General features: G+C 36.2%; 7 protein-coding genes and 2 rRNA genes. 7 read left to right on the top strand and 2 right to left on the bottom strand.

The annotated features are described in order from the left end of the window. The first annotated feature begins 15 nt into the window (after positions 1–15). The 7 genes from AMQ68_RS14810 to AMQ68_RS14780 all read left to right on the top strand — a co-directional run bounded on the left by AMQ68_RS14810 (position 16) and on the right by AMQ68_RS14780 (position 9,703). Complete coding sequence (locus AMQ68_RS14810) at positions 16–1,491, top strand: SusD/RagB family nutrient-binding outer membrane lipoprotein (protein WP_054511415.1); 1,476 nt, start codon at positions 16–18, stop codon at positions 1,489–1,491. Between the two features lie 274 nt (positions 1,492–1,765). After that, a complete protein-coding gene (locus tag AMQ68_RS14805; RefSeq protein ID WP_054511414.1) occupies positions 1,766–4,111 on the top strand; it encodes a phosphocholine-specific phospholipase C in 2,346 nt (781 codons plus the stop codon). A gap of 199 nt (positions 4,112–4,310) precedes the next feature. Continuing rightward, on the top strand, positions 4,311–4,889 hold the full coding sequence (locus tag AMQ68_RS14800; protein WP_054511413.1) for a hypothetical protein: 579 nt from the start codon (positions 4,311–4,313) through the stop codon (positions 4,887–4,889). A gap of 190 nt (positions 4,890–5,079) precedes the next feature. After that, positions 5,080–5,880: a DUF3324 domain-containing protein gene (locus AMQ68_RS14795; protein WP_054511412.1), complete on the top strand. Its 801-nt coding sequence runs from the start codon at positions 5,080–5,082 to the stop codon at positions 5,878–5,880. Next, positions 5,873–8,710: a hypothetical protein gene (locus AMQ68_RS14790; RefSeq protein ID WP_241775146.1), complete on the top strand. Its 2,838-nt coding sequence runs from the start codon at positions 5,873–5,875 to the stop codon at positions 8,708–8,710. The genes AMQ68_RS14795 and AMQ68_RS14790 overlap by 8 nt, the downstream gene beginning before the upstream one ends. Positions 8,711–8,714: 4 nt before the next feature. Beyond that, positions 8,715–9,167 (top strand): hypothetical protein, encoded by a 453-nt coding sequence (locus AMQ68_RS14785; protein ID WP_241775145.1) that lies wholly within the window; start codon positions 8,715–8,717, stop codon positions 9,165–9,167. A gap of 11 nt (positions 9,168–9,178) precedes the next feature. Next, complete coding sequence (locus AMQ68_RS14780) at positions 9,179–9,703, top strand: hypothetical protein (RefSeq protein ID WP_241775144.1); 525 nt, start codon at positions 9,179–9,181, stop codon at positions 9,701–9,703. 1,235 nt (positions 9,704–10,938) lie between these two features. Here AMQ68_RS14780 and rrf read toward each other — a convergent pair. Continuing rightward, a 5S ribosomal RNA gene (rrf, locus tag AMQ68_RS14775) occupies positions 10,939–11,046 on the bottom strand. A gap of 207 nt (positions 11,047–11,253) precedes the next feature. Continuing rightward, positions 11,254–12,175, bottom strand: a 23S ribosomal RNA gene (locus AMQ68_RS14770); the annotation flags it as partial.

Genomic DNA, 12,175 nt, shown 5'->3' with positions numbered 1-12,175 from the left:
AAAGCATTTATCAACATGAAAAATAGTATAAAATCATTATGTATTATCGGAGTTCTTGCGCTTACTTCTTGCGAAACCAGTCTCGATAAGATCAACGAAAATCCCAATGACCAAGCAAGCATTGATCCCAAATTTCTTTTAACCTACGTTTCACAAAATGCTTTTCAGGTAAATGGCGATAATATGTATGCTTCAAGAATGATGATTGGAACCGACGGTGAAAATGTTTACCAATATATGAAGTGGAATGACACCTCTTTCGATATATATTCAAAGGGTCTTTTGAATACTGGGAAAATGATGCAGGAAGCCGAAAAAATCAATAATAAAAATTATCAGGCGATTGGGAAATTCTACAGAGCCTATTATTTCTTTAATTTGAGTTTAAAGCTGGGAAGCATTCCTTATTCTGAAGCCGTAAAAGGAGAATCTGGAATCACACAGCCAAAATACGACAGTCAGGAAACCGTGATGGCCGGAATTTTAACCGAATTAAAAGATGCTAATACTTTAATTAATACAACCGATAAAATAGAAGGCGATATCATTTACAACGGTGATGCTTCAAAATGGAAAAAACTGATTAATTCTTTCCGTTTGAAAATCCTGATGACGATGTCTAAAAAAGCAACCTTGGGAACTTATAATGTGGCAACAGAATTTTCTTCTATCGCTGGAAGTCAAAATCTGATGACCTCTATTGCCGACAACGGAGAACTGAAATTTGCAGATGCTGCGGACAGCAGATACACGATGTTCAATAATAGTGGCTACGGTTCAAGTTTGTATATGGCAGATTATTTTATCAATCTGTTTAAAGACAGACAAGATCCGCGTTTGTTCACTTTTGCAGCACAGACTACAGGAGCCAAAGAAGCAGGAAAACCTCTTACCGATTTCACAGGCTACAACGGAGGAAATCCAACTTCACCTTATTCTGATAATGCGGCATTGATTACTGCAAAAAATATTTCTAAAGTGAATGATCGTTTTTACAAAGATGCCACCAACGAACCTTCATCCGTTTTAAGCTATCCTGAATTGGAATTTATTTTGGCAGAAGCTACGGCAAGAGGTTGGATCTCGGGTTCCGCAAAGTCACATTATGATAATGCAATTAAAGCAAACTTCACGTTTTATCAGACCTATGTAAAAAATCCAAATCAGTATTTTGCGGGATTTGATGTGAATCAATATTTAACTAAATCCTTAGTTTTGTACGATAACTCAGCACCGTTACAGTCTCAATTGGAGAGAATTATGACTCAGAAATACATGACGATGTTTCACCAATCGCAATGGACTTCTTATTATGATTATCTGAGAACAGGATATCCAAACTATCCTTTACAGACAGGAGTTTCAGCACCATTGAGATTCAGATATCCACAATCTGAATACAATTATAACAATGCTAATCTGAAAGCTGCCCTTGCTTCACAATATGGAGGAAATGATAATATCAATTCTAAACCTTGGTGGTTGCAGTAAAAGATTATACCACAAAAGGCATAAAAGCTTACTTTAATATGTTGAAAAATAATAAAGTTTACCCAATAAGAAAATCAAATATTTTCAAAAACTTAAGTGTACTTTTCAACAACATTATTATAAACTTAAAAAACTTTTGCTCCTTTTGTGGTTAATAAAAAATGTAAAGGAGAGTACTAATAAAAAGCAGATACTCTTATTTTTTTAACCTTAAAATAAAAGAAATCGCAGGAAAAGAAATTAACTTGCGGTTTCTTTGTATTACAATTCAAAAATGGACAGAAGAGAATTTTTAGAAAAATCAAGTCTTTTATTAGCCGGTTTGGGAACATCCAGTGTTTTACATCCTGCGATTTTAAAAGCTTTAACAATAGAACCTGCTGCTCAATCTACTTTTTATGATGCAGAACATGTGGTTATTTTAATGCAGGAGAACCGATCTTTCGATCATGCTTTCGGAGCATTGAAAGGCGTGAGAGGGTTTTTAGATAAAAGGGCTTTCATAAAACAAGACGGGCATTCCGTTTTCTTTCAAAAAAATGATGCCGGAAAATATGCATCTCCCGCTCGTTTAGATCTTAGAAATACAAAATCTACCTGGATGAGCTCCCTTCCCCATTCTTGGGACAATCAGCAGAAAGCGTTGAATAAAGGAAAATATGATCAATGGCTTCAGGCAAAATCATCAGGGAATAAAGATTACAAAGAAATTCCGCTGACGCTTGGATATTATAATCGTGAAGACCTTCCTTTTTATTATCAGCTGGCAGATGCATTTACGATTTTCGATCAATATTTCAGTTCTTCGTTAACAGGTACAACTCCCAATCGTCTTTTTCATTGGTCGGGAACCATTAGAGAACATCAGAATGGAAAAGCAAAAGCTAATGTTTATAATGAAAATATTGATTACGAAAAATCCAAACAGGCAAAATGGAAAAGTTTTCCTGAAATTCTAGAAGACCAACATGTTTCTTGGAAAATATATCAGAATGAAATCAGTCTTCCCAAAGGAATGTCTGGTGAGCAAGAAGCTTGGTTGAGTAATTTCACAGACAACCCGATTGAGTGGTTTTCAAAATTCAATGTAAAATTTTCAAAAAGATATCATAAAAATATTCCGAATATCATTGCGTATCTAAAGCAGGAAATTGAGAAAAATCCAACGCAAAAAGAAAGATTCGAAGGAATGATTGCCGAGCTTCAGGAAGATTTGGTAACCTATAAACCTGAAAATTTTGCTAAACTTTCACCAACAGAAAAAAACCTTCACGAAAAAGCATTCACCACCAATTCAAATGATCCCGGATATTGGGATTTAGAAATCGGACAGGATGAAAACGGAGAAAGATTGGTTGTTCCGAAAAGCGACGTCTTATTTCAGTTCCGAAAAGATGTAGAAGAGAAAAAACTTCCACTCGTTTCGTGGTTGGTGGCTCCAGAGCATTTTTCTGATCATCCGGGCTCGCCTTGGTACGGAGCATGGTATATTTCTGAAGTGTTGAATATTTTAACAAAAGATCCTGAAACCTGGAAAAAAACAATTTTCATTATTAATTATGATGAAAACGATGGATATTTTGATCATGTTTTACCTTTTGCTCCCCCAATGAATCCTAGTAAACCTGTGGATATGAATGGAAAAGAAGGTGCGGAATATGTGAATAAAAATCAGGAATACATGTCTACCCAACAATTGAAAGACCATGAGAGAATAGAAGGAACGGTTGGCTTAGGCTACAGAGTTCCGATGATTATTGCATCTCCGTGGACTAAAGGTGGTTTTGTAAATTCTGAAGTGTCTGATCATACTTCCGTCTTACAGTTTTTAGAAAAATTCATCAAGAAAAAATATAATAAAGATGTTACAATAGATAATATCAGCGATTGGAGAAGAGCAATTTCAGGAGATCTAACTTCCGCTTTTAATTCATCTAATGTGAAAGCTCCGCAGATGGATTATTTAAATCAAAAAGATTATGCAAAGACCATTAATGCAGCAAAAAACAAGCCTGTTCCCAATCTTAAATGGTATTCTGAAAATGAACTGAACCCTAATTTACTGGAAATTCAGGAAAGAGGCGCCAAGCCATCTAACCCGCTTCCTTATGATTATCATGTAAATTTTGAGAATGGAAAAATAAAGATGGCTAACTTAAAAGAAGCTGCCGTTCCTTTATTAGTTTATGACAGAACACAATTTGACAATGATCAATTCCATTTTTCGTATGCTTTATATGCTAAAAAGGAATTATCTCATTCCGTAAATTCAGGAAAATATGATCTTGAAGTTTTTGGTCCGAATGGTTTTTATCGAAAGTTTAAAGGAGAAGCTCAGCCTGATGTAGAAATTTCATTGCTCAACAATCCAGCAAAAAATCAAGTAGAATTAGTTTTCAAAAAGAATACAAAAGAAAACATCTCAGTTTCTTTAGAAAATCTTTACGCAAAAAGTGAAAAGAAAATTTCTTTACAACAGTCCGAAGAAAAAATAATTATCGATCTCAATACCATGAAAGGTTGGTATGATCTAACATTGAATTCAGGAAATAACAATTGGCATTTTTCAGGAAGAATAGAAACTGGAAAAACTTCTACTTCTGATCCGCATTGGATATAATTTAAAAATATCATTCAAAATGAATGAAAGTCTTGCATCAATGATGTAAGACTTTTTTATTGATTCTAGTCATGAAATATTAGAATTCAGTTTAATAAATTACAATTAGGAAACAAATAATAAAATATTGATAATTAATAAAAAATATTTCATCATTTGATGATTTTTATTAACTTCACATTACCAAATTTTAAAAACCATGAAAAAAATTAAATTTTCTCTAGCAATGTCTCTTTTTGCTTTGGCATTTTCTGCTCATGTAAATGCACAAGATACCAACACAGACAATCACACGATTACGATTAGTATTCCAGAAGTCGCAATTGTAGATATTGAGCCCTCAGCTACTAAAAACATTACTTTAGGTTTTACTGCTCCTACAGAAGCGGGACAACCTCTTTTACCAAGTGCTTCTAATACGACACTTTGGCTGAATTATTCATCCATTAAATCTGTTGCAGATCCAACACGTAATGTTACTGTAAAGCTAGACGCTATTATCCCGGGAATAGACATCCATGTTACAGCAGCTGCAGCTACGGGAGCAGGTGCGGGAACATTGGGTACCCCTTCAGCACAATTAACATTAAGTGCTGTAGATCAAACGATTGTTTCAGGAATAGGAAGTGCATATACCGGAAATGGTACCAGTAACGGACATAACCTCACATATGCTTTAGCGGCAGGTAGTGGTCCTGGTGGAGTTGCTGCTTATGCAGATCTACAGGCAACTGCTACAACTACTGCAAAAGTTACTTACACGATTTCAGACAATTAACACTGAAAAATGGCAGTTATATGTCACCGTTCCGTTACCTACACTCACACTACAAACATTACAACAAACACAACACGATCTTCACAATTAACACTGAAAAATAATATTTTATATAAGAAGAAATTGAGTACTCAGTTTCTTCTTACCTTTCTTTTGCTCTATACTAACTACAAAAACTTTACATAAAAAAATGATAAAGCGCATTTTCTTTTTCTTATCCCTGCTGATACCATTTACTTTTTTACAGGCAAGTATTGTCGTTCTAAACGGGCTTACCCACAACTATAAAGTGGAAAACGGACAGGTTTACAAAGGAAAAATTGCCATTGAAAATACTGGGAGCAAACCGCAAAGTGTAAAAATATTTTTACAGGATTTCAGCTATCAGGCAGACGGAACCATCAGTTATACCAATCCGCATACGAACGAAAGAACCAATACAGACTGGATTAAGCTTAATACCAATTTCATTACCCTGAAAGGCAAAGAAAAAACAGAAGTATATTATGAAATCACCGTTCCTAAGCAGCTTTCTAAACCAGGAAGCTATTGGAGCGTTTTTATTGTTGAACCTGTAGAGGATATAAAACCTAGTGACAGTAAGCAAGGCGTAAATATCACTTCTATCATCCGATATGCCATTCAAGTGATTACAGATTATGATGCTGAAAAAGTAAAACCTGATCTAAAATTCGAAAGTGTAAAAATTGAAAAAGAAGAAGGCAAGCAAATTGTAAAAATAGCAATTGCCAATAAAGGTGATATTTATTCTAAACCTACGGCATCTATTGAAATCTATAACCGTAAAACCGGACAAAAAATGGGGGTATTTTCCAGTCAAGCTATGGGATTATTACCAAAAACATCCAAATCCTACCATATTGATCTCAATAAAATACCGCCAGATCAATACAATGCTGTCATCATAGCAACTGATGAAGACGAAAATGCATTCGCTTTGAATGTGGAACTAGAAGTAAAAAATGATTAAAAATTGGATTCTATACTTTATCATTCTCTTATTATTCCCAGTACTTTTTTTTTCTCAGCAACAACATAAAGAATTTGTCAGCAAAAAAGATAGTCTACTGCCGGGAACGGCTACCTCTATTTCCTTTACAATAGAAAATACAACCTCAGAAAATAAAGTATATGATATTCATGTAGAAACTTCCGGTCAGTTTATAGTACCCATTATTACAAAAAGTGAATATTCTGTTTCCGCAGGCCAAAGTTCCGTGTATATTGTTCCACTAAGAATTGCTGCTGAATGTCCACAGGGAAACTATACAGTCACCTTGTATGGTAAAGAGAAAAATAATGGGGACCCGCTCATCAAAACTTTACAGGTAATTGTTTCGGGAAGTAAAAAACTGACGGTAACCGCAATTAATTCTCCAGAATTTGTAAAAGCTGGCGAAACTATCAGCTCTTCATTCCTATTAAAAAATAGTGGAAACATCACCGAAAACCTTGTGCTCGAAAGTAAAAACGCAATTGTAGATACCGGATCTCAACTCCTTCTACTCCCAGGTGAAACAAAAATAGTGACCGTTAGCAAGAAAACAAATCCGGATCTAGGAAAAAATGAATATTTCAATCTAAATCTTTCAGTTTCTTCTGCGGATAACCTAAAAGAAAATCAAACCGCTTATACCACTACCAAAATTATTTCAGTTAAACCTATTGAAGATGATATCTACCATCGTCTCCCTATTTCAGCATCTTTATCTTTCATAGGAATGCAGAACAGAGGAGTTTATCATGACGGTTTTCAGGGAGAAATTTATGGGAAAGGAACGCTTGATAAAGACAATAAAGGACAACTTGAATTTCATGCAGTCAGCAAAAATCCTGTAGAGTTTAGTTCTTTTACCCAATATGAAGAATATTTTATTAATTATAAAAGAGATAACTTCTTCGTTCATCTAGGTGATAAAACCTATACGTCTTCATATCTTACAGAATTTGCCAGGTATGGACGAGGCGCAGAATTTAGATACAACTTCAAAAAAATTAGCATTGGAAGTTTTTACAATCATCCGAGATTTTTTCGGGATGTAAAAGATGAATTTAATATTTACTCAACATTTAAAATCAATAAAGAATCTGAAATTACCACAGGTTATTTATACAAAATACCAAGAACCGAGGATGAAGGATTTAGCCTTAATAGATTGAATCTAGATTCTAACGCCCACCTTCCGTATGCAACAGGAAAATTTAAACTTAATAAAAACATTGATGTTTCCGGTGAATTAGCATACAGTAAAACCGAACGAACAGAAGGAAGTGCCTACATGATGCAGGTGTTGGGAAGTTTCGAAAGAATCAATGGAAATATAATGTATATGAGGTCCAGTCCGCAATTTGCCGGATATTTTACCAACACCAGTACCTTTAACGGAAACCTTCAATACAAAATTTCAAAGCGTCTCAATCTATTTGCCAATTATGTACAGGATGCCAAAAACTTCAAAAGAGATACCTTATTTTTAGCAGCACCCTATAGAAATTATCTTCAGTATGGAATCAATTATAAATATGCAAAAAAAGGATCTTTGATGATTTATAATGGATATCAGAAATACCAAGACCGCTTGGAGCCCAGACAATTTGATTATTATGAAAGGTTCTTGAGAGTGACTGTTGATCAGCAGATTGGTGCTTTTCAAATCAATGCGCAAACTCAATTTGGGAAGACGGATAATTATCTGTCGGATTTTAATGGCAATTCAAGTTTTTATACGCTTAATCTTGCTTTTGAGAAATTTAAAACTTCATTTAATGTATATGGAAGCTATGCCATAACATCGCGATATCAAATGAAAAACGAAAAGCAAATATATTATGGTGCCCGTGTTCTAAGCAGATTTTCAAACAACACTTATTTAAGTATTTTCTATCAAAATAATTATTTACCTGAAGAATATTATAATGACCGAAATCTCTTTGAAGTCCTTTTTCATCAGCAGGTTTTCCAAGGTCATGAGTTTGATGTATCCGGGCGTTATGCTTTACAACGTGGACAATTGGGAAATAAAGACTTTATATTTTCAGTTCGTTATACATGGCGGTTCAATGCTCCCGTACAAAAAATTGCAGAATACACTACGTTGTCGGGAAACATCGGGAATCTTGGAGCAAAAAAAATAGAAGGGATAAGACTTACCATGGGCAGTCATCTTTCAGTGACGGATAAAAACGGAAACTATATTTTTAAAAATATAACGCCGGGAGATTATCTTCTGGAAATAGATCGTTCAACAACAGAAATCAATGATATTGCGGATATACCATTACCGACTCAGGTACTCCTAACCAATAAAGAGAATATCTTTAATTTTAATTTAACGACAGCTGCAAATATTCAAGGGACTGTTCAACTTAATGAATCTTCAGGAAATGATCAATTGGGCTTTGCACAGTTTCAATTTAAAAAAGATAAAAAGAAGAAAGAAAGTATTATCATAGAAACGTCCAATGGCGAACAGATATATCGAAAAGTAGGTTTCATGGGAGAGAAATTTGATTTCACTTATCTCCGTCCAGGAAATTGGAATATGAAGATCTATAGAAATGGGTTGGATAAGCGCTACAAAATATCAATGGATACTTTTAGCTTTTTATTAAATCCTTCCGAAACCAAAGATATAACCATTAATGTGGTGAAACAGCAAACGGAAGTAAAATACCAACAAGAATCTATAAAAGTAGGATATAATGAAATAAAAAGAAAAAATGAAAGGCTTCAGCAACATATTATATATAGTAATCCTTGGTATATCCGGCTCTGTATTTTCACAAACAACAGGGAATAGTGCCGTGTCTATAACATTACCTATTGTAACTTTATTAGATATAGAACCAACCGGAAATTTTGCATTAAATTTTACAGCTCCCACAGAGGCAGGCCTGGGAGTCGTAAATCCAACATCTAATACCACCAAATGGATTAATTATACTTCAGCAATTGCTTCAGCAGGTCTTACAAGGAGAGTTACGGCATCAGTAAATCAAGTCATTCCCGGAGTTAATATAAGATTACAGGCAGCAGCAGCCTCAGGAATGGGTGGCGGTATTTTAGGAACCAGCGCCGGGCAGGTTACGCTTACCACAACAGCGGTTACTATCATCAGTGGAATTGGAGGAGCATTTACAGGGAATGGAGTAAGTAACGGTCATCAACTCACCATCAGTCTTGTTCCCAACACGTATGCCAATTTATCAGCGCGTACCAACACTCCAGTTGTTATTACGTACACTATTACTGAGTAAAATTAAAAACAATGAAATCTAAAATATATTTTACACAACCACGATTGATTACAAAATACATATATCTTGTTATTTTATTATTATCTAGCTATCTCATTAAAGCACAAACATTGAGTGTCAATGGGACAAGTTGGGCTGTTCCTATTCTTTCTATCACTGAAGCTGGATCCGATTATAGCGGACCCTATCAAAGTGCAGTCAACCAGATACTCTTAACAGCAAGTATTCCTGTATTATTAGGAAGTGCAAAAGTTTCTGTACATTATCAGGCTAATCCAACATGGAATAATTCTTTACTCCTATCAACTAGAAGAACAGGCAATGGAACAACAGTTTGTTTATTATGTTCCATAACAGGAGGAACAAATTATCAAACCCTTACACTAACTGATGTTGAGTTATTCAGAATCACTGCAGTTGCGGCATTGGCTGCATACAGTAATATTCCTATACAGCTACAGTTAAGTGGAGTATCCGTAACCATTCCTGCAGCAGCTTATAACAGCAGAGCCGTTTTTACCATAAGTGCCCTTTGATACTACTATAAACTAGATTAACTCTAATAACCTATACTTTCCTATTTTTCAGGAGCTATTTCCTGCTATCCGCTCATACTCCTCACGCCAACGCGCTCCAACGCTTAAACCCTCACCTTTTTCAACTCCAAGTTGCGGGGTAACCGCTGCTATCAGGGCTAGGATATTTGCCTGGTTATCATTTTTTTTATCGCAAAATCAACCCTCATTTTGTCATCCCGTAGGAATACAGAATCGAATCTTTCCACATTATAAATATAAACCTAACAGGTTTTAAAAACCTGTTAGGTTTGTTATAACACCCAGAAAAACCATGTTTCAACATCTCATTTTTACACCTCTTAATTCCACAACAAATGCAATACTTATCACAAACTAATCTATATGATTTTTTAGTTTTAAAAATTAAGTCTAAATAATTTGCATATTAACATAGAACATCGGGGCTAGGGTTTCCGTTTGAGTTTCATTTTTTATAGCAAAATCAACTCTCAGTTTACCATCCCGTGGGGATCTAGGCTCGAATCTTTCCACCCTTTAAATCTCTAAACCTGTTAGGTTTGTTATTAACAAACAGAGAAACCATGTTTTAACAGCTAAGTTTTTACAGCTCTTAACTTCACAACAAAAACAATACTTATCACGAGCCAATCCATCTGATTTTTTAGTTTTAAAAATTGAGTCTAAATAATATTGCATATTAACATAGAACATCGGAGCTAGGGGTTTCTGTCTGATTTTTATTTCTTATAGCAAAATCAACGCTCAGTTTGTCATCCCGTAGGGATCCAGACTCGAAGCGTTCCACCCTATAAATCTAAACCTAACAGGTTTTTGAAACCTGTTAGGTTTAGAGGCGATGAGAATTACCAATAAATAATCCCCGAGGTAAGCTTTGAAGTATTTATCTTCGAATACATCGTTTTCTTATTTTATCTTGGAATATTTTGTAAATCTGTCATTCTGAATGGAATCCAGTGGAGTGAAGAATCTCTGTCTTTTTTTAGTTTACCTGTTGAGATCCTTTCAGGATGACAAAGAGAGCGGCAGAGTTGGTGGGTAAAGAGATTGCATCTAGCATCTAGCATCTAGCATCTAGCATCTAGCATCTAGCATCTAGCATCTAGCATCTAGCATCTAGCAAAAGTCAAACTTTGAGTTGGGTTGCGGGTTTTCTTTGGGTATGTATCAAAAAAAAGTCTCATACAAATAAATGTATGAGACTTTTAAATAAAAACTGGCGGCGACCTACTCTCCCGCTTTCGCAGTACCATCGGCGCTGGTGGGCTTAACTTCTGTGTTCGGAATGGGAACAGGTGAGCCCCACCGCTAAAACCACCCTAAAGGCGTTATATGAAGGTTCGAGGGATTAGGGGTTAGGCCCTAGCATTACGCTAAATCCTGATACCTTTTTCCTGATACCTTATTTTATCGATAAAAACAGTCACAAAGACAAAACCTTTCTTGCACTTGCTAGCAATTCTTGAGATAGGTTTTTAATGTAATATTAATGATTACTCATTTGATGATTATATTTATTCCTTTTAATAGGCAATAAATCTACGGGTAATTAGTACTACTCGGCTATGCTGTTACCAACTTTACACCTGTAGCCTATCAACGTCGTCATCTCCAACGACCCTTAAAAGATGTCTCATCTTGAGGCGAGTTTCGCACTTATATGCTTTCAGTGCTTATCTCTTCCAAACGTAGCTACTCAGCGGTGCTCCTGGCGGAACAACTGATACACCAGAGGTTTGTTCAATTCGGTCCTCTCGTACTAGAATCAAGCCCTCTCAAACATCTAACGCCCGCAATAGATAGAGACCGAACTGTCTCACGACGTTCTGAACCCAGCTCGCGTGCCACTTTAATGGGCGAACAGCCCAACCCTTGGGACCTTCTCCAGCCCCAGGATGTGACGAGCCGACATCGAGGTGCCGAACCTCCCCGTCGATATGAGCTCTTGGGGGAGACTAGCCTGTTATCCCCGGAGTACCTTTTATCCTATGAGCGATGGCCCTTCCATACGGAACCACCGGATCACTATGTCCTGCTTTCGCACCTGATCGACTTGTAGGTCTCACAGTCAAGCACCCTTATGCCATTACACTCTACGCACGGTTACCAAGCGTGCTGAGGGTACCTTTGAAAGCCTCCGTTACTCTTTTGGAGGCGACCACCCCAGTCAAACTACCCACCACGCAATGTCCTTCTAAAAGAAGTTAGGCTCCAAGTAAGTAAAGGGTGGTATTTCAACGTTGACTCCACAAACACTAGCGTGCCTGCTTCAAAGTCTCCCACCTATCCTACACATTACTTACTCAAAGTCAATACGAAGTTATAGTAAAGGTTCACAGGGTCTTTTCGTCCCATTGCGGGTACTCGGCATCTTCACCGAGACTACAATTTCACAGAGCTCATGGTTGAGACAGTGCCCAGATCGTTACACCATTCGTGCAGGTCGGAACT

Origin of the sequence: Chryseobacterium sp. ERMR1:04 (assembly GCF_001297705.1) — a bacterium.
Taxonomy (GTDB): domain Bacteria; phylum Bacteroidota; class Bacteroidia; order Flavobacteriales; family Weeksellaceae; genus Chryseobacterium.
Note: the sequence above shows the minus strand (reverse complement) of the source record. Positions and strands in the feature narration are given on the sequence as shown.

Excerpts from the sequence above, each read along its gene's own strand:
- AMQ68_RS14805 (WP_054511414.1), top strand. The coding sequence starts at position 1,766 with ATGGACAGAAGAGAATTTTTAGAAAAATCAAGTCTTTTATTAGCCGGT.
- AMQ68_RS14780 (WP_241775144.1), top strand. The coding sequence starts at position 9,179 with ATGAAATCTAAAATATATTTTACACAACCACGATTGATTACAAAATAC.
- AMQ68_RS14790 (WP_241775146.1), top strand. The coding sequence starts at position 5,873 with ATGATTAAAAATTGGATTCTATACTTTATCATTCTCTTATTATTCCCA.
- AMQ68_RS14810 (WP_054511415.1), top strand. The coding sequence starts at position 16 with ATGAAAAATAGTATAAAATCATTATGTATTATCGGAGTTCTTGCGCTT.
- AMQ68_RS14800 (WP_054511413.1), top strand. The coding sequence starts at position 4,311 with ATGAAAAAAATTAAATTTTCTCTAGCAATGTCTCTTTTTGCTTTGGCA.
- AMQ68_RS14795 (WP_054511412.1), top strand. The coding sequence starts at position 5,080 with ATGATAAAGCGCATTTTCTTTTTCTTATCCCTGCTGATACCATTTACT.